The sequence below is a fragment of the Arthrobacter gandavensis genome, from assembly GCF_015355785.1.
GTDB classification, from domain to species: domain Bacteria; phylum Actinomycetota; class Actinomycetes; order Actinomycetales; family Micrococcaceae; genus Arthrobacter_B; species Arthrobacter_B gandavensis_A.
On sequence record NZ_JADKYW010000005.1, the window covers coordinates 174,593 to 197,522 of the forward strand.

General features: G+C 60.4%; 22 protein-coding genes and 2 pseudogenes. 5 read left to right on the top strand and 19 right to left on the bottom strand.

Annotation, left to right across the window (positions count from 1 at the left end):
* Positions 1 to 80 precede the first annotated feature (80 nt).
* The 9 genes and pseudogenes from ITX31_RS05895 to ITX31_RS05935 form a co-directional block, all read right to left on the bottom strand.
* Positions 81 to 557 carry a pilus assembly protein TadG-related protein gene (locus ITX31_RS05895; RefSeq protein WP_194782557.1) on the bottom strand — a complete coding sequence of 159 codons (477 nt, stop codon included), beginning with the start codon at positions 555 to 557 and terminating at the stop codon, positions 81 to 83.
* Positions 554 to 1,012 (bottom strand): hypothetical protein, encoded by a 459-nt coding sequence (locus ITX31_RS05900; protein ID WP_194782558.1) that lies wholly within the window; start codon positions 1,010 to 1,012, stop codon positions 554 to 556. The genes ITX31_RS05895 and ITX31_RS05900 overlap by 4 nt, the downstream gene beginning before the upstream one ends.
* Positions 993 to 1,478, bottom strand: a complete 486-nt coding sequence (locus tag ITX31_RS05905; RefSeq protein WP_194782559.1) for a TadE family protein — start codon at positions 1,476 to 1,478, stop codon at positions 993 to 995. Before ITX31_RS05905 ends, ITX31_RS05900 begins: the two co-directional genes overlap by 20 nt.
* Positions 1,447 to 1,677 (bottom strand): hypothetical protein, encoded by a 231-nt coding sequence (locus ITX31_RS05910; RefSeq protein WP_194782560.1) that lies wholly within the window; start codon positions 1,675 to 1,677, stop codon positions 1,447 to 1,449. Before ITX31_RS05910 ends, ITX31_RS05905 begins: the two co-directional genes overlap by 32 nt.
* Before the next feature lie 53 nt (positions 1,678 to 1,730).
* Positions 1,731 to 2,666, bottom strand: coding sequence for a type II secretion system F family protein (locus ITX31_RS05915; protein ID WP_323745594.1), 936 nt, complete (start codon positions 2,664 to 2,666; stop codon positions 1,731 to 1,733).
* Positions 2,663 to 3,517 (bottom strand): type II secretion system F family protein, encoded by an 855-nt coding sequence (locus ITX31_RS05920; protein WP_194782561.1) that lies wholly within the window; start codon positions 3,515 to 3,517, stop codon positions 2,663 to 2,665. The genes ITX31_RS05915 and ITX31_RS05920 overlap by 4 nt, the downstream gene beginning before the upstream one ends.
* A pseudogene (locus ITX31_RS05925) lies at positions 3,514 to 3,867 on the bottom strand (CpaF family protein); the annotation flags it as partial. The gene ITX31_RS05920 and the pseudogene ITX31_RS05925, both read right to left, overlap by 4 nt.
* Before the next feature lie 73 nt (positions 3,868 to 3,940).
* A complete protein-coding gene (locus ITX31_RS05930; protein ID WP_194782562.1) occupies positions 3,941 to 4,249 on the bottom strand; it encodes a hypothetical protein in 309 nt (102 codons plus the stop codon).
* A gap of 127 nt (positions 4,250 to 4,376) precedes the next feature.
* A complete protein-coding gene (locus ITX31_RS05935) occupies positions 4,377 to 5,021 on the bottom strand; it encodes a hypothetical protein (RefSeq protein WP_194782563.1) in 645 nt (214 codons plus the stop codon).
* Between the two features lie 222 nt (positions 5,022 to 5,243).
* On the opposite strand from ITX31_RS05935, the gene ITX31_RS05940 reads away from it, so the two are divergent.
* A complete protein-coding gene (locus ITX31_RS05940) occupies positions 5,244 to 6,119 on the top strand; it encodes a toll/interleukin-1 receptor domain-containing protein (protein WP_194782564.1) in 876 nt (291 codons plus the stop codon).
* Positions 6,120 to 7,391: 1,272 nt separating this feature from the next.
* Here ITX31_RS05940 and ITX31_RS05945 read toward each other — a convergent pair.
* Complete coding sequence (locus ITX31_RS05945; RefSeq protein WP_194782565.1) at positions 7,392 to 8,012, bottom strand: hypothetical protein; 621 nt, start codon at positions 8,010 to 8,012, stop codon at positions 7,392 to 7,394.
* Positions 8,013 to 8,185: 173 nt separating this feature from the next.
* Between ITX31_RS05945 and ITX31_RS05950 the strand changes: the two genes are divergently transcribed.
* Entirely contained in the window at positions 8,186 to 8,785 is a 600-nt protein-coding gene (locus tag ITX31_RS05950) for a recombinase family protein (RefSeq protein ID WP_194782566.1), read from the top strand.
* A gap of 126 nt (positions 8,786 to 8,911) precedes the next feature.
* On the opposite strand, the gene ITX31_RS05955 is transcribed toward ITX31_RS05950, so the two are convergent.
* Together ITX31_RS05955 and ITX31_RS05960 are read right to left on the bottom strand one after the other, a co-directional pair.
* Positions 8,912 to 10,528, bottom strand: coding sequence for a recombinase family protein (locus tag ITX31_RS05955; RefSeq protein WP_194782567.1), 1,617 nt, complete (start codon positions 10,526 to 10,528; stop codon positions 8,912 to 8,914).
* 36 nt (positions 10,529 to 10,564) lie between these two features.
* Positions 10,565 to 11,450, bottom strand: a pseudogene (locus ITX31_RS05960) (CpaF family protein); the annotation flags it as partial.
* Between the two features lie 313 nt (positions 11,451 to 11,763).
* Between ITX31_RS05960 and ITX31_RS05965 the strand changes: the two are divergent.
* A complete protein-coding gene (locus ITX31_RS05965; protein WP_194782568.1) occupies positions 11,764 to 12,651 on the top strand; it encodes a glycosyltransferase family 2 protein in 888 nt (295 codons plus the stop codon).
* A 443-nt stretch (positions 12,652 to 13,094) separates the two neighbouring features.
* A complete protein-coding gene (locus ITX31_RS05970; protein WP_323745595.1) occupies positions 13,095 to 14,732 on the top strand; it encodes a GH25 family lysozyme in 1,638 nt (545 codons plus the stop codon).
* Positions 14,733 to 14,940: 208 nt separating this feature from the next.
* On the opposite strand, the gene ITX31_RS05975 is transcribed toward ITX31_RS05970, so the two are convergent.
* The 7 genes from ITX31_RS05975 to ITX31_RS06005 all read right to left on the bottom strand — a co-directional run bounded on the left by ITX31_RS05975 (position 14,941) and on the right by ITX31_RS06005 (position 21,744).
* Positions 14,941 to 15,309 (bottom strand): DUF2304 domain-containing protein, encoded by a 369-nt coding sequence (locus tag ITX31_RS05975; protein WP_194782569.1) that lies wholly within the window; start codon positions 15,307 to 15,309, stop codon positions 14,941 to 14,943.
* Entirely contained in the window at positions 15,306 to 16,013 is a 708-nt protein-coding gene (locus ITX31_RS05980) for a glycosyltransferase family 2 protein (RefSeq protein WP_194783532.1), read from the bottom strand. The genes ITX31_RS05975 and ITX31_RS05980 overlap by 4 nt, the downstream gene beginning before the upstream one ends.
* Positions 16,014 to 16,314: 301 nt before the next feature.
* Positions 16,315 to 17,217: a glycosyltransferase gene (locus ITX31_RS05985; RefSeq protein WP_194782570.1), complete on the bottom strand. Its 903-nt coding sequence runs from the start codon at positions 17,215 to 17,217 to the stop codon at positions 16,315 to 16,317.
* Complete coding sequence (locus ITX31_RS05990) at positions 17,204 to 18,628, bottom strand: sugar nucleotide-binding protein (protein ID WP_194782571.1); 1,425 nt, start codon at positions 18,626 to 18,628, stop codon at positions 17,204 to 17,206. The genes ITX31_RS05985 and ITX31_RS05990 overlap by 14 nt, the downstream gene beginning before the upstream one ends.
* A 2-nt stretch (positions 18,629 to 18,630) precedes the next feature.
* Positions 18,631 to 19,629, bottom strand: a complete 999-nt coding sequence (gene rfbB, locus ITX31_RS05995; protein ID WP_194782572.1) for a dTDP-glucose 4,6-dehydratase — start codon at positions 19,627 to 19,629, stop codon at positions 18,631 to 18,633.
* 54 nt (positions 19,630 to 19,683) lie between these two features.
* Positions 19,684 to 20,415: a glycosyltransferase gene (locus ITX31_RS06000; protein WP_416354785.1), complete on the bottom strand. Its 732-nt coding sequence runs from the start codon at positions 20,413 to 20,415 to the stop codon at positions 19,684 to 19,686.
* Positions 20,416 to 20,451: 36 nt separating this feature from the next.
* On the bottom strand, positions 20,452 to 21,744 hold the full coding sequence (locus tag ITX31_RS06005) for a lipopolysaccharide biosynthesis protein (protein ID WP_194782574.1): 1,293 nt from the start codon (positions 21,742 to 21,744) through the stop codon (positions 20,452 to 20,454).
* A 208-nt stretch (positions 21,745 to 21,952) separates the two neighbouring features.
* Between ITX31_RS06005 and rfbA the strand changes: the two genes are divergently transcribed.
* Positions 21,953 to 22,822, top strand: a complete 870-nt coding sequence (gene rfbA, locus ITX31_RS06010; protein WP_194782575.1) for a glucose-1-phosphate thymidylyltransferase RfbA — start codon at positions 21,953 to 21,955, stop codon at positions 22,820 to 22,822.
* Positions 22,823 to 22,930 lie beyond the last annotated feature (108 nt).

Genomic DNA, 22,930 nt, shown 5'->3' on the forward strand with positions numbered 1-22,930 from the left:
GCGGGTCCGAGGCAAGCCTTTGTTTGGCCGGGCGTGTGCCTGGCGACGGCGGGGCGGCAGCGTGCGGCGGCAGCCCGGCGTTAGCGCGTCAGGCGGGCCCGCGCGTCGCTCTCTGCGGTAATCCGGATACCGTTCGGGATGAGGAAGTTCACGATCGGCGGATGGACGACGCCGGACAGGACAACGCGCGCGGTGCGCCCGTCCGGGGTGCCGGTTTCCGGTTCGATCCTGAGGGACGCAGTTACCTCCCCGGCTCGGCTCTCCCCCAGGTAACGCTGGACCTGCGCCGTGACGCGCCCCGAATCCAGCAGCGCAATCGGCTCCGAACTGTCTGAGCCCTGAACCTGGGCCAGCGAGAAAGTATCGGCCGCCGCCAAGGCTGCGCCGTCGGCCGCCGACAGTAGCTTTTTGTGGCCGACATATACCGAGGAAGCCCCCGCGATGACCGTGATTACCAGCAACGCCAGCACAACGTATCCGATGATCAGCACTCCGACCTGGCCTGAGTCGTGAGCGTCCGACGCTGCTTCCGGACCCGCCCGGCGTATCTGGGTCATCGGTACCTCTCAACTGTCTGCATAGCCGTCGAATCGACCCGTACAGGTGCCAGATCCATCCCCAGAACGCCGGCGAACGGGAGTGGAACGTTCATGGCCGCAGTGACGGATACTGTTGATCCTGGGACTCCGCATTCAGGGCTGCACGTTATTTGGAGCTCAAGGACACCCGGGTCGAATCCGAAATCCGCGAGTGCCAGTTCCGCTGCCGCCCGCGCCTGTCCATCAGGTCCGTCTTCTGGAGAAGAAGCGGCGTAGACCTTCGCAGCGTGCTCCGCGGCTCCAACCATCGCGTAGGCGGCTCCCTGGACCTGTCCGGCGGTGAGGATGAGGTAGACCAGCGGAACCAGCAGCAGGACTCCGAGGAAGACGAACTCAACCGCTGCGCTTCCGTCCTCGTTCGAGTCCCGGCGATCTGCACCTGGAACCATCGAATCAGTCCGGCCAGTAGGCATGTCCTGCCACCTCGATTCCTCCCTGTGGTCCAATCAGGCCAATGACCGGCAGCGGAGCCCGCACCGTGACCCTGAGCATCGCGTGTCCTGAGTCCTCCGACCGCGCGTAGGAAATGTCCTGCGCGAATCCGGGGCTCAGGGAGCCTGAGATCAGCTGCCGGGTTCGTTCCACGCCATCCTGCGGGTTCCGGTCCGCCAGGGTCCCGTAGCGTGCGCCTGACGCTGCAGCATCCGTGAGCGTGTTGCGCACGTGCAGCACCAGCGCCAGCTGTATTACCGCGACCACAATGACCGTCAGCAGTGCCCCCACCAGGACGAAGTCAACGACGGCGGATCCGGCTTCGCGGTCCTCGCTCCCGTCGTTGCTTCCGTCGACGCCCCCCGCTCGGGGAACGTCGCTGCTTCTGGATGGTCCCCTGCTTGTGCAGGCGTCCCTACTTCTGGACTTGGGCGATTGCTGATTCAAAGAGGGAAACCAATGCAGGCCGCGCCACGGTAAGGATCGCGGCAACCAGTACGGCGGACATGAGTGTGATCATGACCCAACCGGGGACGTCGCCCCGCTCCCGCTCAGAGATTGGGGGATGCAGCGCAGCCTGCAGCCGGGTCATGAGTGTGACCGCCAGCAGGGCGGGCAGCGTCCGCAGCGCGATTCGTGTTCTCATGGAAGTCCTTTCGTTGGTGTTCCGGGATCGTGGGTTGGCTGTCGTTGGTGTCATCACAGTCCAATACTGAGAAGGGAAAGACCTGGAAAGACCGCGAAGAGGACGGTCAATGGAAGGACACCGAAGACCAGCGGAACCATCATCGCGATCTCCTTCTTGCCGGCTTCCTCCATAAGCTCCCGCTTGGCCATGTCACGGACATCTTGGGCCTGCGACCGCAGCACATCTGCCAGCGGGGTGCCACGCTCGATGGCCACGGACATACCGTCCACGAACCTGGAGAGCGGGGCCAGCTGGGTACGTTTCGAGATATTGCCCAAGGCTGCCAGGAGCGGAATTCCGGAGCGGGTCTCCGCGAGCGCCCGACCGAATTCCCTGGACAGCTCGCCGCCTGAGACACGGGTTACACGCTCCAGGGCACCGCCCGCGCTTTCCCCCGCCCCGACCGCCAGCGCCATCATCTCAGCGAGGCTTGGAAACTCTGCAAGCATGAGCGCCTCCCGCTTCCTCACCTGTCTGGTCAGGAGGTAGTCACGGAGCAGGTAGCCCAGTACGCCTGTGGCCAGGGACAGTGTCCCGACTGCAGGAACCGAGATTTGTCCGTTGACTGCCAGCCACATGCCGCAGGCTCCGCCCGCAAGCAGTCCTGTGCCGGCTAACAGGAGCTGCGCGGAGCGGAACTCAAGGACGCTCATGTGTCCTCCCGCGCGGTCCAGACGCTTTTGCAGGGAGGACGCCGTCGGGTTCAGGCGTTCCAGCCTTCCCGCCAGTTCGGCAAGCAGAGGGCGAAACACCCGTTCAAGGGGACCGAACGGGGTGATATCCGCGGATGCGAGAAGCCTGGAACCCGGAGAAACGGAGCGCAGCTGCGGCGCGATCCGGTCGGCGAAAGAGATGGGCCGCAAGAACGGCAGGCGTACGACGGACAGCCACAGGCCGGTGCCAAGGCATGCTCCCGTCAGCATGGCCAGGGGCCAGACGCCGCTCACCGAAGGACCCTCCTCTCGGCAGGCAGCGCCCCGATGCGCAGCATCAGCCGATAGCAGCCCACGGAGATGACCATGCCGGCGGCCAGTACTGCTGCCCCTGCCGGCGTGTTGTAGGCCTTTACAGCTTCAGGCGCAGTGGCCATGAGGACAAGGACTATCCACGGCGCTGCCACTGCCAGCCGGGCAGCATTAACCGTCCAGGACTGCCTGGCCAGCAACTCGCTGCGTGTCCGTGCATTCTCACGGAGGAACTCGGCCAGCGTCCCCAGCAGCCGTCCGAGGTCCGACCCGCCAACCTGCCGGGTTATGCGCAGGGATTCTACGATCCGGTCCCCCACGGGGTCCGCGAGACGGTCTTTGAGGGCGTCCAGCGCGTCGTCAAATGAGCCCCCGGAGCGGTAGTCGGCACCGAATTCCCGGAACGGCGCACGAAGTTCTTCAGGTCCGTTGACGCCAAGCTGTATAAGGGCTTCCGGCAGGGACATGCCGGCACGGATGGCGGAGCGCAGATGGTCGACTGCATCGGGCCACAGCTCCAGCAGGGACGCACTCCTTCTCGCAGCCTGCCACCGCACAGCAGTAACAGGGAGAGCCGAGGCGAAGACTCCGAAGCAGCCCGCAATCGGGAGAGAGCCGGTGAGGGCCCAGGCCCCGAGCAATACCAGTACGCCCAGCAGGGCGCTGCTCAGAACGAGTCCACCCGGCGTCACTCGGGTGACACCCGATGCCCGCAGCAGCTCCTCGAGCCGCCCGGAATGACGCAGCTTCGGCGCTCGCTCGGGAACAGCCCAGCAGGACCACCACACCAGGAACAGGCCCATTCCCAGTGTCAGTCCCGCTACGGCGCTCATGCTGCCGGTTCCAGGAGCTCGGCCAGGTTCATCCCCGCACGTGCGAACTTGTCCGGCGACGGCAACGAGGACGGTGAGGCCTCCAGTCTTCCATTCTCGCGCTGGAACACGAGGCTCGATTCAATGACTCCGTTTTCCACCCGCCGGCCCAGTGCCAGGATTTCCGCAACTTCACGCTTGCCGGCAGGGCTCCGGACACAATGGACCACGAGATCGATGCAGGAAGCAACAGTCGGCACCACGAAGGAGCTGGAGATATTGGCTCCGGCCAGCAGCGGCAGCGTGGAGATCTTTGTGACGGCGTCGTGCGCGCTATTGGCGTGGACCGTGCACATCCCAGGCAAGGCCGAACAACTTACACACACACTTCAGAAATGACCCAAAGAGAACCCACCCGCAGGTGGGTTCTCTAAGTGTTCGCTGCTACGACGCCTGAGCTTCTTCTTCGGCCATGAAATTGAGCACCTTCACGGGGGCATTCGAGGTTTCTTGCACCGCCAAGGTCTGGGCCACCTGAACGGCCATGCCCTGTGCCACACCCGTCGCGACCTCGTAATCAAAGTTTTCGCCCTCTTCGCGCGTTACATTCTTGGCCCAGACCAATGCCTGTCCGGCCGTAGTCGTGACGCTCACTTGTGCCTCAGTTCCTGAAACGGAGGACTCGATCCTTATGATCGCGTCGGCGCGGAGCATCTGCGTGCCGAAAGTGTTCCAAATCCATACCTGTGCCATGGTGGCCTTCCTGTTCGATAGGGGCCGATTCCCCCCGCTAAAGATAACAACCCCGTCTGATCAGCGCGTGCAGTTCATGACACATGGAGGCATGCGGGAAGTGTTGATGCCCGCTATTCAGATAGTGTCAGTGGCGCGCTTCTTCCTGGTCAGCAAGATTTCTCCGGACTTGTTCCCACTCGCTCTTGGGCAGCGGTGTAGTTAACAGGTGCAGCTGAGTCCAGATGACCGAGTATTTTTCGTCGAACTCATCCCGCCACCGGCGGTGATCCCGCAGGATTTGACTCTCCCAGTTGCTCAGTTTTTGGCCACTTTCCCAAGGCAGCAAAAGGAGTCTGCACATCTTGTCTGCGAGCGCCGCCAACTCCGTGCATCGCTTCAAGAGGTCAAGATTTATACCGAAAACAAGACGCACACGGTAGGCAGCTGAGGCCATTTGGTTATTGGCCGCGTTCACCCTTCTGTTCCACTCCGTCGTATTGTCGCCCCGGCTTTCGCTGAAACCCCAAAGATCGCGAACGGTCATGACTTCTTCAAAAGCATCCTGCAATCGGATCATGGCATCGAGACGCTTGTCTCTCAGCCAGTCCATATAGGCCGACTCAGCAGTCTGACTAAGAGCCGCTTGCTGGAACTCCAGTTGTTGTGCCTGGAGCTTCGCCTGATGGTCGGCCGATCTCTTGCCTTGCCAGAGTTGGAGGGCGACGTTGCCCAACAGCGCCAGCACTGACGCACCTGCCGCAATCCATGCGGCCCAGATTGGAGCTTCCATCTACTTCCCCCGTTGCGGACTGCTACACCTGCGATCACGCTACCGTAGACCAATGCCCGCTCTGTCGGAGCTTCGCGGGCAGCGGTCGATCAGAGGCTTCACCCAATGTCCATAACTCAGGCGTTACTTCGATAAGGGGGTTACGCCTACTGATGGTTATTCTGGTCACAGACATTAGCGGGCGGCCATCAGCATTGGGCCCCCATCATCGAGAGGTTTCCAGTGCAGGTATTCATCAGTTGGTCGGGAAAGCAGTCAAAGCATGTGGCCCTCGCGCTTCGCACTTGGCTACCTCAACTACTCGATGGCAAAGTTACGCCGTTCGTATCGTCAGAAGACATTGATAAGGGCGACCGGGGACTCAACAAAATAGCTGACGAACTTGAAACGTCCACCTATGGGATCCTCGTGGTCACACCTTCTAATCAGAATTCTCCTTGGATCAACTTCGAAGCAGGTGCCCTTGGGAAATCACTCAACACCTCTAAGGTGGCTCCCCTCCTCGTTGGACTCACCGACAGCGACGTGAATGGCCCTATCAAACAGTTTCAGAACTCAGAGGCTTCGGACAGAGAAGCCGTCCTAAGCCTTATCAAATCGTTGAATAAGGCCATGAAAGAACCCCTAGGCGAGGGCACAGTTGAAGTCCTATTCAAGGAGCACTGGCCGAAACTTGAGAAGGTGATTTCGGCTGCACCTTCGGATGGAAGCACAGAGCCAACTCCTAAACGCGGCGAAGCTGACCTCTTGGATGAAGTGCTAACTACGGTGCGGTCCCTGAAACGTGACGTAGCACGTATGCAGAAAACATTCGACCGTACCGCCGGAACCCCTCCCCAAAACGAAGATGCACTTTTTTCTGATGACGAAGTCACAATGAAAATTATGAAGGCGCTGGGGACGCGCTCTCTCAGCTGGGATTCAGATGATTCAGGCTTTGAGGTTTATTTGCCCGGAGGATCGGGGAGTGTGAGCGCTGCGACCCAGACAGACCTGCTGACCGTTGCTCTGGCGAGTGGCAAGAGGATAAGCCTGAAACGACGCGACGGTTCCGCGATGGTTTTCATGCCGGACGGGAGGAGCATAATCGACAGCTAACCCCAGTCGTGGGTCACAGGTTTACGTTGTTCACCGAGCACCTATAGCTGGAAAGCTTCACGAAGGTGAAGCTTATACACGGGATGTCATCCAATGTAAACACGCGCGGCATTCGTGCTGCCATTTTTGTGTTAGTTTTTCCTGGTCTGCTCGGCAGCGTCAGCGACCCTGCCGAGCAGTGACACCTACGGAGGGAACAGGATGGGCAGCGAAGGACAATGCGGCAGAATGGAGAGACAGCACAGACCGCTTGGGGGCGGCCCGTGCTGCTAGAAGACAGGAACTCTGAAAGCCCTAGTAGGGTAGGCCTGCGACACCCCGCCCTCAGCCGATCAAAATCCGCGTATCAGCTGCGGTCGACCGTGGAGTCCTTGGGACGACCAAGCAAAAAACATGGGACAGCATGAGGAGCACGGCGGCTGGCTCTCGGCCCTGCCTTGAGGTGGGGTGCCAAGAGGGCAGCAGCCGCAGGGGCCGTTGTGATAAGCACTACCGAAAGTGGCTCCGAAGCCAACCCAAATGCAAAGCCCAGGGATGCAGAAGCCTCCCCGCTGCCCACGGTTACTGCCGTCCCCACGAGCGGCTCGCACTCACGACCCGAAGCCCTAAACGGCAGGAAAAGTCCTTGGCACGGCTCAGGGCAGGGATTGAAGCCGACTGGGGCACGGGTTGCTGGATCTGGGTGGAGCAGCCGAACGAAGACGGCTATGGGCAGATGCACGCGGGTGGACATTGGTATGCCCACCGCTTCTCTTACGTTTGGTTCTTCGGTGGACACGGGCGACGGAAGACTTTAGATCATCTTTGCAACGTGAAGCGTTGCGTTCGTCCTGATCATCTGTGGCCCGTAAGCCAAACGCTCAACTCTCAGCTTCGGCATGCCCGCGCGCTGGCGGGCGCACTTTCGTACTGGCGTGATGCTGCTGGGATACACCCCCGGAATCGCAACATGGAACGGTGGGCAGCAGCCAACGATCTGCCTTACGGAGATCTCCCCCCGTTCGGACGCGACGGGATGCGGCCACCCATGGCTTTCAGTGAGGACTTACTTCCACACCTCTACCAGTTCCCTGCGGCAGCCCGGCTGCACCCTGCCTACGAAGGCATGCAAGTTGGGCAGTGGGAACTTTTCCGCCCAGCGCGGGCGGACAAGGGAACCTTCGGTATTGTGACGACCCGGCAACCCCAGGAGAAACTTCCCAACCCGCCCGGCTAGGGGGCGGCTAGGACGACCGGGGGATGGGGCTGCCCCTCGCCGGGTCCCCTCCCCCGTTACGACGTTCCTCGACCTTCTTCCTCTTCATGCTTGGTGGGCTCGCGTTCCTCGGCAAGTTTCTTTCTCCACTTCTTAGCCTCATCAAGCTGTTCTGCGCGCCAGACACCTGAGTTGTTGCTGTACGAAATGTAGTTGCCCGTAAACATGGTCTCGGTATGAACTACGAGTTCGCCGAGCGCCTTCCATTTACTCTTACCCTCGTGTTGCACCTCGACGACGAACGACGAGGGCACATCCGTGAGCAGTCGTGAGAATCCCTCACCTCGAAAATGAGCGAATTTGGTTATGACCTCCCGACCTGGGACGACGTAGGGGTGGAAGAAATCCTCTATGTCCTCAGATTTTGGCCGGGCACCCGTACGGAAGGTGTGGCATTCCAAGAGTGCCGACTCCTCGCCTTGAAGGCGAAGCCGGAGGCCGCTCACTACACGAGGTTTTGCTCCGCTGTTGTAGATCATGATTGGCAGCCGCAGCAAGAAGTACGGGTCCGCCGCAGCGCCGCTGAAGGTAGACACGGGGTAGAGCTTGAGACAGCCCTTACGCGCCTGCAACCAGTAGAAGGAAACAATTGTGAACGCGAGCGCCAAAACCGAGACGACCAATGAGGCATCTATCATGTCCCCACCGTACAACCTCGTCTCGTAACCTATGAGTTTTGGGACACTTTGGTTGAGAGACATATTTCGCAGCACAGGTCCGCACAAATTGTCTCATTTGAATGTCTCACAACCACCTGTTAACTTTAGGACAACGAAACACTCTTGCGAGACACATGGATGTGAGCAGATAAATGGGAAAGCTGATTGGATACGCACGGGTTTCCACCAAGGCGCAGGGCACAGACAGGCAACAGGCTGATCTGCTCGCCGCTGGGGTGCGGCGAGACGACATGTACGTGGACCACGGGGTGAGCGGAGCTAAGGCCTCACGGCTGGAGCTGGACAAGGCACTGAGCGCCTTGCACGAAGGGGACACCCTGGCAGTCACAACCCTGGACCGCCTTGGGCGCTCCACGGTAAACATGCTCAAGTTGGCCGAGGAGATAAAGGGCAAGGGTGCCGGGCTGCGGGTACTTAACTTGGGCGGCGGGGATGTTGATACCAGCACCCCCATGGGGGCCATGGTGTTCACCGTCATGGCTGCACTCGGGCAAATGGAACTTGAGATTAAACGTGAGCGCATCACCGACAGCGTCGTGAAAAGACGAGCCGCTGGTAAAGATCTGGGAGGGCGACGGAAGCAATTCACGGACAGTCAGATCAGAAAGGCCGCTCGCCTGATTCAGTCAGGCGAGCCCGCCGCAGAAGTTGCACGGGACCTTGGGATGTCTAGAGCTACGCTATACCGCCGCATGGAAGCTTTGTCTATATCGTCGGGACGGAAGGGCTAGAAAGAATCCTGGCACCCCTCCAATGGCCTAGAAAGGCACCGTAGGGGCCTTCATGCGAACCCAGTCGTCTTCTCACCAATCTTTGACTCCCTAACCCCTTAAATGGGCTTAGAGAGCTTCTAGGATTCATTGCAGGGGAATCCACTGAGCATGCGGTTCGCTCTCGTGATCTGCCGCCCCGTCCGCATCTTCTTGTATACGATAGGCCGTTGCCTCTCCTCCCACATGGAAAGTCATGAACGCACCAGCACCTTGCCCCCGCAGGGCCTCCGCCTGCCGGGTCTGTCGCTCGATCTCTCTCTGGGCGAGGGGGCCCGGCCCCTCGCCTGGGGCCTTGATGACCACCTGGACCGTGTCGGGGTTAAACACCTTGGTGGAGCCCTTGCCGTGCGGGAGCAACAAGACATTGCAGATGCTGCGGAGGTAGTCCCTTCGGTCATCGATATGCATGCTCAACCATTCGGCAGCCTCGGTTGAGGTCATCGAGACGGATCGAAAATCCTCGTCGGTCGGCGGTCTGCGAACCGCCGCCTCTTCAATGCGGATCATTGCAGCCGTGACAACCGCCAGTTCTTTCTCGATCACGGCGTTGATGTTGCTAAGCATCTGCATAGGTATTTTCCCGAGGGCAGCCTGGGTGCCCGCCTCGTCCTGGCGCTTACGGAGCGCTGTGGCCTCCATCTGCAATCGCTCGGCTTCGGGATCGGGCCCCGCGTCTGTGCCCTTCGCAGCCGCATGGGCTGACCGTACTGCAATAATCACAGTGTTCACCACGTGGTCCACGAATTCGATCCGCTTGCTCACATGGCCAGGACCCCGCACCACGCACCGATAGATTCGGTGCTTCTGGCCGTCGCGGCCACTGACCGTGGCCGAGCGAACGTAGGCACCGCAGTGGCACTGTGCGATTCCTGCGAGCAAGTGCACAGCTTTGTTGGACTGCGAGCGCCTTCTGGAAGGGTCGCTAAGAACTGCGCACACTCCCCGCCATACGTTTTCCGAGACGATGGCGGGGAAGGTCGAAGGGCCCACTATCTCCCCATGGTAGTCAGCCAACCCGGCATTTCGTGGCCGTTGCAGCGCCTTGGCCAACTGTGGGTACCCCCATTCCTTCCCCCGTGTTGTCTTGAGTCCTTGCTCGTTCAGGTCCCGGATGATCGACCCCAAGCTGTCGCCCTTCAGCACACGGGTGCATGCTTCAGCGAGTGCTTTCGACTCTTGCTGGTGAAGCTCGGGGATACCGTCAGAGATCGTCCATCCGAACGGCCGGGTTCCACCCGTCCATTTACCTGCACGGATTGCCTGCTCCGATGCGCGGCGGATTCTGGTGGCCTTGATGTCGGACTCATACCTGGCAGCGGCACCCAGCATCCGTGCGATCATCTGGCCTGAGTCTGTGGCGAGGTCCATCTCCCCTGCTTTAACCGTATGGGTGACTGCGCCACCCTCACGGCAAGCGTCGATGTATGCCTCAAGCTCGACTGGACGGCGGTGGAGTCTGTCCGGATGCCAGCAAAGCACTGCGTCCACTTCTCCCGCCGTCACCCTTTTCAGCATGGCGGCGTACTCCGGGCGTGCCTTGCCCGAGTATGCGCTCATGTCGTTGTCTTGGAAGACTCGGACGACCTCGTAACCTCTGTCCGCTGCGAGCGCACGGCAGTCTTCCTCCTGCCTTTGCACACCGAGCTTTGCACCCGTCTTGTCGTCACTGATTCGGCAATATATGAAAGCTGTGCGCTGCATCGCTTGAGCCTACCCTGGAGTGTGCCTGAGTCCTAACCGGGAACCCGGAGTTCAAAGCGATGAGCATGTCCAGGCTCTCGGCTTCCCGGACTTCCCCAACGATCAGCCGGTCGGGCCTCATGCGCAGGGCTTCCTTGACCAGACGCCGCAACGGGATTTCCCCGGATCCTTCAAGATTGGCCTGCCTGCACTGCAGCCCTACGACGTCGCGCAGCGGCAGCTGCAGCTCGAAGATCTCCTCCACCGTCACCACCCTCTCCCTCGCACCGATGGAGGCTGCCAGGCAGTTCAGCAGTGTGGTTTTGCCAGCCTGGGTGGCCCCTGAGACCAGGATGTTGAGTCCTCCGGCCACCGCCGCTGAGAGAAACCGCGCTGCTTGGGGTGTCAGAGTTCCAAGTTCCACCAGGTGTTCCAGCCGGCTGGCCCGGACGATGAACTTGCGGATGTTGACCGCCCAGTGCCGCCGCGTCACATCCGGGATGACCACGTGCAGCCGAGAACCGTCCGGAAGGGCGGCGTCAACGAAGGGCGAAGACAGGTCAAGCCGCCGGCCGGAGGACTTCAGCATGCGCTCCACCAGGTCCCGGATTTGCTCTGTTGTCAGGTTGAGTGCGGTCAGTTCCGACCGGCCGTCGCGTGCTACGTACACTTCCCCGGGCGAGTTGATCCAGATTTCTTCTATGCTCCGGTCATCGAGGAGGGGCTGCAGGGCCCCATATCCGGCGACCGCGTCAAAGACCTGCTTTGCCGCCCGCTCAGGATGGCCCAGCGCAGGAAGGGAGCCTAGAAGTGAACGGTCGTCGTAATCCTGGACCGCGGCGTCGACCAAACGCCGGACCTCACCGGCCTGGTGTGCCGGGTCCAGTCCGCGTACGCGGATGAGCTCGCGCACCTCGTCTTCGACAATTCGCACCGCATCCATACGTGCTCCCCCGGATCCCGCCCCGGCGTTCCTGCCGAGGCTACGAGAATGAGACTGTTCCTGCAGGCCAGTGATGCCATGCGGGCGAGGATAAGGGAATTTGCAGCCGCTGACGAGAGTGAAGGGTACCTAATGTGGATAAGTCTCAAGATGGTCACCTCGAGCAGAGGTCCGTTGGATCGTCTCCTCGGCGGATCGGCATCGGCGCATATGTACGTTACTCGGGTCTATTGCAGGAACCGGGACGGAGGACCTAACGTCTTTTCCCTGAGGAACCTGCCTTGCCACAACCCTCTACCAGCCGGTGGTATTTATGGAAGCTATCGACGTTCTCCTCCCCTACTACGGAAATGCCGATCTCTTTCAAGCCGCCGTCCGCAGTGTGCAGAAACAGGATTACCCTCATTGGCGGCTCATCATCGTAGATGATGCCTATCCCAGCGAAAAGCCCATGATCTGGATCAAATCGCTGGGTGACGCTCGTATCACCTACATAAGGAACGAGGAAAACCTCGGAGCTAATCGAAACTACGAAAAAGCGCTAGGTCTTGCCAGGGCTGGAATCGTCGTGGTGATGGGGTCAGACGATGTCATGCTTAGCGGGTACCTGAAAACCCCTGCAGCAGCATTCTCGGCCCATCCCGACATCGCCGTCGTCCAACCAGGTGTGCGTGTCATAGGTGAAAAAGGACAACCCATCTGGACGCTTACGGATGCTGTGAAGCTCATAACGCGTCCTGGGCTGCTTCGACACGAACACATTCTTGCGGGTGAAAGGATGGCCTGCAGCCTGTTGCATTCGGGGTGGCATTACTTTCCCTCGCTCGCTTGGCGGCGAGAGATCATTCAGTCCTACGGTTTCAACCCCGTCTACGACGTCGTGCAGGATCTCGCGCTCTTGCTAGACATAGCCGCGGGTGGCGGATCGCTGCTCATCCTCCACGACGTGGTCTTTCTGTACAGGAGGCACAACGCGTCGGATTCGTCCGTTCGAGAAGCGGATGGAAGAAGGTTCAGGGAGGAGAAAGCCTTCTTTCATAATGAAGAGCACAGATTCAGCTCTCTCGGCTGGTCCAAGGCGTCGCGCGCGGCGAGGATGCACTGGACCTCCAGGCTTCACGCCTTAGTCGTTCTCATCCGCAACTTACGCACGATGGACCGAGTCACGGCCTCGTCACTTCTCCGGCACGTGTTCACATGAGGAAGAATCCTGCCGAATACCTGCTATCGCCACCGTCACAAGCGGATCATCGCATTGTTCTTGTCCCTCCCTAAACGACTGATCAGTTCTCAATCGTCACTTTGGCCACGCCTCGGGGATAGAATCCTTGTCAGTCCCGTTCTGGACTTCTCTCCCACCCCCTCTCTGGAGCTACTGTGTTTTCTCGAAGATGGCCCCTCTCTGCACTCTCACTCACTATCGCCCTGACAATTGCAGCACCGGCACATGCTGCTGTTTTGCCTTCAGAAACCTCTGAACCGCCGGTCCCTTCCGCGCCGGCCACGAGTGCCCCCGACCAGACTCCGCTACCTGACCCTGCTGACGACGCGTCGTCTCCTGCGCCCACTGCCGATGATCCTTCGGCCGTTCAAAGCCCCAGTTCGAGCACCCCCGCTCCCAACGACTCACCGAGTCTGCCCGATGTGGTCCTTGAGCCATCCGGACCTGAAGAGATCGACCTAGAGTCACTTATCGGCATATTGGGCGCAAAAATGGGGCAGGGGCTTGAGCGGATGGAAACCACCCTGGACCCACAGATACCGAGCGCCGACGAACTGGCGGAACGGGTCGAAGTGGAGCAGACGCTAATCGAGGACAATCTTGCTGATCCGGAGCTAGCAACCTCACCGGACGCGCCACAGGGCCAGCCGGAATCCCGAGACCTGACAGTCAGCCCAGCGTCGATGGCGCGGCTCGCCACAGACCACCCATCCGTTTCATTGGCCTCGACTTGGACGCCAGCCGGCCTTCAAGGGATGGATGTCAGCAGCCACCAGCCGTCTGTGGACTGGAACCGAGCACGGAGCTTGGGCGCACGATATGCGTATGTCAAGGCCACCGAGGCAACCTCATACATCAACCCTCTATACGCGCGTCAGACCTCCGGTGCAGTCGGGGCCGGCATGCTGCACGGGGCATACCATTTCGCCATCCCAAACGTCTCCAGCGGCAGAGCACAAGCCGACTACTTCGTGAACAACGGCGGACGGTGGACCGCAGACGGAAACACCCTGCCGCCACTGCTGGATGTGGAGTATAACCCGTACCCTGAACTGGGGGACACCTGCTACGACATGACGTCCAGCCAGATGGTCTCCTGGATCAGAGACTTCTCCACGAGGGTTGCTGAGCGTACGGGAAGACTGCCGATGATCTATACCACCACCGACTGGTGGAAAACCTGTACCGGTAACTCCAGCGCTTTCTCGAGCCAGCCGCTCCATATCGCCAGCTACGCCAAGACCGCTGGGATCTTACCAAAGGGGTGGGGAAATTACACCCTTTGGCAGTACAGCAGCACTGGTCCTTTCGAAGGGGATTCGAACGTCTACAACGGTTCCCTACAGCAACTACGTGACTTTGCACGCGGTTCTCGGGTCCCTGGAGTTGCACGGCTCTACTACAACAGCACTCCCGTGGGCAGTGTCGCTTACGGGCACACAACGGACGAATTTGTCACATGCGACTGGGACGGCGACGGGATAGCGACACCTGCAGCTTTCCGAGACGGGGTCTGGTACATCCGGAACGCGCTTACCGGCTCCGCACCTGTAACGCAGGTCCACTATGGAGAAAAAGGCGACCGCCCGATCTGTGGTGACTGGAACGGCGACGGATACGACACCTTGGGGGTATTCCGTAACGGAATGGTTTATCTCCGGAACTCCAACACGACGGGTCGAGCGGACGGAACATTTGCATTCGGCGCAGCATACGACACCCCTATTGTCGGGGACTGGAACGGCGACGGATACGACACCCTCGGTGTAGCTCGCATGGAAGGTGTCGGTACCCGGTTCTACCTGACCGATAGCAACATCCGTCCTTCGGTGCATCAGTCCTTCATCTATGGCAATGCCGGTGACACTGCAATATCCGGCGATTGGAACAACGACGGACGGACTACCGTGGGGGTTCAGCGAAACAACGTCTGGTACCTAACCGATGACCATGCAACCCTCGCAGCCACCAGGAAACTCGCCTTCGGCAACCCGGACGACCGTCCGCTGACTGGTCGCTGGAGCCGCGGGGGCGGAACCTCTGTGGGGGTTATCCGCTAACAGTTCAAGGTACCATCGCAATGGGGACCGCCTTCATAATGAAGGCGGTCCCCATTACTGTTTAGGTGCCGCAGCCCCGTTGATTCGAGTCACGCCGCTGCCGCCGCTGAAAGTGTTCGTCACTGTGGCTGGTTTTCTAGTGCCCTTCGGAGTGACGCCCGGGGACACCGTTGCCGTGCATTTCGTCCTTATCACCTGATTGGCGAGGCTAGTGGGCAGGATCCATCCGGTCAACCCGGGCCTGGACGGCGTCTAGCTGGGCCCGCAGGATCGCCGCTTCCTCGGCCAAGGCGCGAGTTTCGTCCTCAACGACTGAAATCTCCAGGGAAAGGTGCAGGCAAACGCCGATTGGCAAAAGAATAGCCAACACGAACAGGAGATTCGACGGAAGCGCAAATCCGGCCAGATCTGCGGCGATGGTGAGCAGTTGCGGGAATCCGGCAAGGATCAGCGTGGCTAGTCCAACAAGGATCCACAGTACGGCGTACTTCTCCCTGAGTTTCCGCTGGCGCAGGAGCCAGACGACCGAACCGACGACTAGAAGCGCCATGATAAACGGCACCAGGGTATTGGTCATTTCGCTGCTCCGCTTTGTTCTGGGATTCGGGTCTTTTTTCGGGTCATCGCTATCACAAGGGCAAAACCGCTGCGTGCCAGGTAAAGCGCTGCCTTAGCAGGGTTATGGCTGGGCTGGCCGCCCTGTCTGGGCCGCATTTCAACCGGAACCTGAGTCACGGTCAGTCCAGACCGAACGGCTACCACCAGCGAGTCGATGGTGTCGCCCAGATACTCAGCCGGATAGTGCTCACAATACTGGGCGATGGCCCGGGAATTTGCTGCACGGAAACCCGATGTGACATCAGTCAGATGGGTCTTGGCAACCCGGGAAATGAACCATCCCAAGAAGGACATGGCCCATTTGCGCGGCCCCCGAACCTCGTAATTGCCCTTCTCGGCGAACCTGGCACCTATGGAGATATCTGCCTTTTCCAGGCCCTTCACGACGTTTACCAGATCCTTGGGATCGTGCTGGCCGTCAGCGTCAACTTGAATGGCGCGGGTGTAGTTCCAGCGCTTGGCGTACTTATAGCCCGAACGCATCGCCCCGCCAACACCCAGGTTGAAAGGCAGCCGCAGGACGGTCGCGCCGGCGGCCGCAGCCAGATCCGCGGTGTTGTCCATGGACCCGTCGTCGACAACCAGGACGTCGCAGTTCGGAACCGTACGGATCACTTCGGCGACGGTGTCTCCCACCGACTCGGATTCGTTCCAGGCAGGCATGATGACCAGCAACCGGTCCTGCGACCGAACCTCAGCATTATCCACGGGAATCCTAAACCATTCTGCAGTCGTTCAAAATCTCGGTCCAGGGAAATTGTGCCCCTGGACTGGGGGGGGTGGCATCCGACCGGTCTCAGTGGAAAGCAGGCCCGTACCATCCTGTGCAGCGTCCCGGTTCGGGAGTCACAAACCCGGGCATACGTAATCACAGGCTATAGAAATACTCAGCCACGGCCAAATGCCGACCTGCGCCGTCAACGCCGGCCCAGTCGCCGCCACATGCCATGCTCGCAGGGCAAGCCTAGTTGCCAAAAGCGTGTCGCAGGATCACCTTTGCTGTTCGGATATCCCTTCGCAGCAGCACACCTGGCAGGACTACCAGCGCATGCAGGCGGGAGGTGACGTGAAGCCTTGCTGCTGAGACGGTCTTGGGCCACCCCTTCGCCTTGGCCAGAAGCGCCGCATGTTCGAAGAACTTCCGTTCCCCGGCGAATCGCGATCCGTCCAGCAGCTCCAGCGACGATGCACTGGAATTGTGTCTCCGGTAGGCGAAGACAACATCGGGGACAACCAGCAGCTCCCCGCCGTCCAAGAGAACATCCAGGATCAGTGCCAGATCCTGAATAACCGGGAAACCATCGCGGAAATCGTGTGTTTGGACCGCTTCACGCCGGAAGGCCAGAGACGGCCAGTAAAGCCAGTTGCCGCGCATTAGATTGGCTGCAAGCTTGTCGCCGGAGAGCAGCAGCGGGGACTCATGTCGAGGCCGCAGGAGCCTCTGTTTCACCCGGTCCACCAAGGGCGCGACCACTGTTCCTTCTTCGTCCACGACCACAACACCGGGCTGGATGAGATCCGCGTCCGGGTGATCGGCGTGGGCCTTGGTGATGGCTTCGACGTATCCCTCAAGGAGGAAGTCGTCGCAGCCCATGACGACGACGCGGGGTTCTACCGCCACTTGCACGCATCGGCGGAAGTTCTCGGTAATTCCGCAGTTCGACTCGTTGCGGATGTACCTGATCCGCGGGTCGTCCAGCGTCGCGAAGTAGGCATCGACTGAATAGTCAGGATGGGCATCGTTGACTACCGTTAGTGTCCAGTCAGGATTCGTCTGGGACAGGACACTCTCCACAGCTACTCGAAGATATTCGAGCTCGCCCCAGAAGGGGATGTATATCCCAACCGTGGCCTCAGATTGCTGCATTGGTTACTCCAGAAACGTAGGCCGGCAACCGGACTGCATAGTCGGCAGGAACGAAGCCGGTCCCTTTGATTTTGCTGAGATCGAAAGCGCTGTTGAGCGGCCGGGGCGCCCTTTCCTTCCCCTCGAAATACTTCTGGGTTGAGACTCCGCTGACATCACCGCGGTTCCGTCCCGCCAGTTCAAAGACGGACGCTGCGATCTCTGCCCAGCTTGCCGGTTCACCGGCGTTGCTCAGGTTGTAGGTTCCATACGGCGCCCCGCTGGCGAGCAGGTGCACGATGCCTGCGGCAATGTCTTCGGTAAAGGCCAGCCGGCCAACCTGGTCGTTGACGACGGACGGACTGATGCCCCGTTCGGCGAGCGATGCCATTGTGCGCACGAAGTTGCTGCCCTCGCCGATCACCCAGCTGGTCCGCACAATGTAGTGCTGCGGGACCACGGAGACGACGGCGTCACCCGCGGCTTTGGTCTGGCCGTAAACCCCAAGCGGAGAGAAGGGCTCATCCTCTGAATGGATCTCATTGGTGCCGTCGAAGACGTAGTCGCTGGAGACATGCACCAGCGTCAGCCGGTTCGCGGCGGCCACCCTGGCGAGTCTGGCCACAGCGCTGACGTTGATTTCCCAGGCCATGCGCCGGCCTTCGGGAGTCTCGGCTGCGTCCACGGCAGTGTAGGCCGCCGCGTTGATAATCGCGGAATAGTTCTTCCAGCTCCGCTCATAGGAAGCAGGATCCGTCAGGTCGAACTCCGCCCGGCCGGCGAATTCCACGGAGGCATCGCCGTCGTACGCTTTGCGAAGGGCCTTGCCCAGCTGACCGTCCGCGCCGAGCACCAGGATGCGGCGCGGAGCCATGGGGACTACATCGGCCAGACGCGGATGTGCCTTGTCCTTGTCCGAAAGCTCGGCCTGTTCCAGCGGGACCGGCCAGGCGATGGCGGCCGTCTCGTCTGCGAGGTTCAGGAACGTGTACTGTCCCTGGGCATCTGCGCTCCAGTGGTCGTTGACCAGGTAGGTGTAGGCGGTGTTGTCTTCCAGCGTCTGGAAGGCGTTGCCCACTCCACGGGGAATGAAGATCGCCTGGCTGGGGTCCAGCTCTGCCGTGAACACGGTGCCGAAGCTGGGACCTTCACGCAGGTCCACCCATGCACCGAAAATGCGTCCGGTAGCCACCGAGATGTACTTGTCCCAGGGCTCGGCGTGGATGCCGCGGGTGGTTCCGGATTTTTCGTTGAAGGAGATGTTGTTCTGGGCCGGGCCGAAGTCCGGGAGACCCAGGGCCAGCATCTTTTCCCGCTGCCAGTTTTCCTTGAACCAGCCGCGGTTGTCACCGTGAACGGGAAGGTCATAAAGCACGACGCCGGGAATGGGGGTTTCGCGGGCGGTAAGCGCCTTCGAGAATTCAACCATCACCGTTACTGGCCCTGGACCTTGTACTTGGCTTCAGTCTCCGCCTTCTGCGGCCGCCACCACGCCTCGTTCTCCCGGTACCAGGCGATCGTGGCCTCGAGGCCCTGATCAAAGTTGGAGAACTTCGGTTCCCAGCCCAGTTCGGTGCGCAGCCGGGCGGAATCGATGGCGTAGCGCAAGTCGTGGCCCGGCCGGTCAATGACCTGGTCATAGGCGTCGGCTGACTGACCCATGTGCTCCAGGATCAGCTCAACAACGTCCTTGTTGTTCTTCTCCCCGTCAGCGCCGATCAGGTAGGTCTGCCCAATTTCACCCTTCTCGATGATGGTCAGGACGGCAGAGGAATGGTCGTTGGCGTGGATCCAGTCACGGACGTTTTCACCGGCCCCGTAGAGCTTGGGCCGAATGCCGTCGATCACGTTGGTGATCTGCCGCGGAATGAACTTCTCCACATGCTGGTACGGGCCGTAGTTGTTGGAGCAGTTGCTGATGGTCGCCTGCAGGCCGAAGGAACGCACCCACGCACGCACCAGCAAGTCCGAGCCTGCCTTGGTGGAGGAGTACGGGCTGGAAGGGTTGTACGGGGTGGCCTCGGTGAACCGCTCCGGGTCATCAAGTTCCAGGTCTCCGTAGACCTCGTCCGTGGAGATGTGATGGAAGCGCGTGCCGTGCCGACGGGCCGCTTCAATCAGCGTGTACGTGCCGATGATGTTGGTGTCCAGGAAAGGACGCGGATCATGCAGGCTGTTGTCATTGTGGGACTCTGCTGCGTAGTGGACCACGACGTCGGTCTCTCCGACCAGACGGTCTACGAGGTCAGCATCGCAGATATCACCCTGGACGAAAGTGAAACGGTCCTCGGGCAACCCCTGCAGCGAAGCCATGTTGCCAGCATATGTCAGCTTGTCCAGGACCGTTATGGAGACGTCAGTATTGGCCAGTGCATAGTGCACAAAATTCGAACCGATAAAGCCGGCACCGCCGGTCACGAGGAAATTTTGCATGCCACTAGCCTACCCGTTGGCGACTGGTCGCTGCTTCGAGCCGCCGCGCCGCCCTCAGAAATGCACGGGACGCGCCAGCACCGGGTTTGTCTGCCGGCGTCGGATGGCCTCGGCCAGCATCCGGAAGGCTAGCACCCGGGCCCTGAGTATTTTGTACAGCGGACGGAGAGTGGAGGGCGTCACGTTGTTGTCATGCAGCCTGCGGTACAGACCCGGCTCGTCAAGATGGGCCATCTGGCCGGACGCGTTGGCAGTCAGGGCCAGCCAGAGGTCATGGGATTCAAAGACGTAGTCCGGGATGGGGGCAAAAAGGGGCAGTGCATCTGCGCGTATCGCCATTCCGCAGCCGTAGTAGGGCCGGTAGCCGATGATGATGGCAAAAATGTTGCGGATGTTCCGTCGGCTGTCGGTGCTTCGCAGGAGGATGCGTTTCCCGGGGTTCTCCTCGCCCAGAATCGAGAAATTCGTGGCAACAACGGCGGATTCCTGAAGGGCATCCACCATGCGCTCCAGCCGTCCGGGCATCCATATATCGTCCTGGTCGGAGAGGAAAATATACTCGCCCCTAGCCAACCCCACGGCTCGGTCGAATGTTCGGACGTATCCCATGTTTCGTTCATTGAGAATCAGGCGGACCCGGTTGTCACCTGAAAATGCCTTAACTGACGCGACTGTGCCGTCCCCGGACGCGTCGTCCACAACGATGAGCTCATCATTTGGCCCCAGTTCGGAGAGGATCGAATCGATCTGCTCCTTGATGTAGGCCTCTCCGCGGTAAGCAGCCATGCAAACGCTGACTCGGATGTTCTCAGGGGGGTGCATCTAGTTGTCCTCCGATACCCGGAGGCCATTGGCCTCCTTGTTGTGCCCGACTGACCAGGCAATGAACAGTGAATGAAGCAGTACGCCTACGAGCGGCCCTGCGGCCAGGCTCAGAACGGTTTTCGTCTGGATATCAAGGGGAAGCCAGAGGAGTCCGAGGGACACTGCAGTCGCAGCCACCCATCCGACGGAGAATGCCATGTGCCTTCCCGAAGCGATCGCCAGCGCCCCTGTTATGGTCAGCAAGCCCAGTAGTCCGGCGTCGAAAGTCAGCGCCGCAAGGACCATGCCGGACATCTCGTAGGAAGGTCCGAGCACCGTAGTCATCAGGAAGGGACCGATAAGCCAGGCAAGGGCCGCGCCCAGGACTGACACCCCAAGGACAGTGCCCAGGATGGGGAAAATCGCACGGATTCCACGGGTGCGGCGGGAAACAAAGTGAGTGATCGCAACACCCTGGTAAGCGTTGAGCGGAATGAGCAGCGGCGCTCGGGTCAGGGAAAGCGCCATCAACAATGCGGCCGAGGCCAAGTACTCTGCATCCGGTGTGGAAACACGCAGCAGGATGGGGTAGCCGACCACCAACGCTGCATTGGCGGCACCTGCGAGGCACGCGTAGCCAACGGTCTTGTAGTAGGCGCCCGTGCCTCTGTCCGCCCGGCGGAGGAACGACTGCCTTGAGGATTTCGAGAACAGCACGAAGAAAAGCCACGCGGCGGCACCGACAGCGGCTCCCCATGCCAGTCCCAACACCGAGGTGCCCAGCAGAACCACCAGTATCACGCCCGCGAGCCTAAGGACCGATTCGGAAAGAATGAGCTTTGAGTACGTCCCCCAACGCTGCTGCCCGGCCAGCGACCCCATCAGGGCCACGTGTCCGGAGTAAACAACGGCCGCTACGCAGACAACAATGACCAGGCCGGAGTAGCTGCCGAATATAAGCGAACCCCACCATGGCGCGGAAAGCGCGAGAATCACGGCCGTTCCCGTACCGATTGATAAGGCGACACATCCCATTCGCGGATTCCGCGGACTGGGCGCCGTTGTTCTGCCTTGGTTGGCCGACCTGGTGGTTTCCGTCTGAATTCCGCCCAGAATCCCGAACAGGAGGAAAAGGAATGACCAGAACGTCAGGAAAATGGCATTGGATTCCTGGTCCAGGATGCGTGCGGCGATCAGCAGCACAACGTAGCCGACTACCGCCGAGAGCAATGAGGCTGAACCCAGCCCGACCGCTGACGACGCACCGATTGTCGCCGCTTCGGCTTTCGGCGATGCGGGGTCTTTATCCAAAATAGACCTAACTTCGTTTCTCGGTGAGGGCGGACGACGCGGCGTTGCGGCCAGTGGCTCCGGATTTGACTGCCGCTGGCACGGCATAAGCCGTGGCGGACTCCACGGCCAGAATACCGGACCAGGCACCTGGCCCGCCCATACCGGACGACCGGTTGCACCGGCCAGCGATTTTGCCGTCCCCCGGACACTGGGGGATGATTGCGCTATGCGTGGAATAATTCTGGCCGGCGGAACCGGATCGCGGCTGCACCCGATCACCCTCGGCATCAGCAAACAGCTGGTCCCGGTGTACGACAAGCCGATGATTTACTATCCCCTGTCGACCCTGATTCTTGCCGGCATCCAGGACATTCTGATTATCACGACTCCCCACGACGCGGACCAGTTCCAGCGCCTGCTCGGAGACGGATCCCAGTTCGGCGTGAACCTTAGCTACGTCCAGCAACCTTCACCGGACGGACTGGCCCAGGCGTTTGTCCTGGGGTCTGAACACATCGGCGACGAACCCGTTGCATTGGTCCTCGGTGACAACATCTTCTATGGTCACGGCATGGGCAGCCAACTGCGGCGCTTCGGGAACATCGACGGCGCCGCCGTCTTCGGTTACTGGGTCGCCGACCCCACAGCGTACGGTGTCGTGGAATTCGATTCCGACGGAAGGGCTCTCTCCCTTGAAGAGAAGCCGGCCAAGCCGAAGAGTAACTACGCCGTGCCTGGACTGTACTTCTACGACAATGAGGTAGTAGAAATCGCCCGGGAGCTCGAGCCATCCGCCCGTGGAGAGCTCGAAATCACAGACCTCAACCGGGTCTACTTGGACCGAGGCAAGCTTCAGGTCGACATTCTGCCCCGCGGCACTGCCTGGTTGGATACCGGGACATTCGACTCCCTCAATGAGGCCTCGAACTTCATCCGTACCGTTGAGAACCGTCAGGGGCTAAAGATCGGCTCCCCCGAAGAGGTGGCATGGCGGATGGGCTTCCTAAGCGATGACGAGCTTCGTGCGCGGTCTGAAAAGCTCGCAAAGAGCGGCTATGGAGACTATCTGGCCAGCGTCTTGCAGCACGGGCGCTGAAGCCGGCCCCAACCGCCAGTCTCCGGGAGGAGTGGCACTAGCCACACCGTCTGGAAGAACTTAAATCTGCCTTAGCCGGCTTCCGCGTTATACCTTTCGAGGAGACCA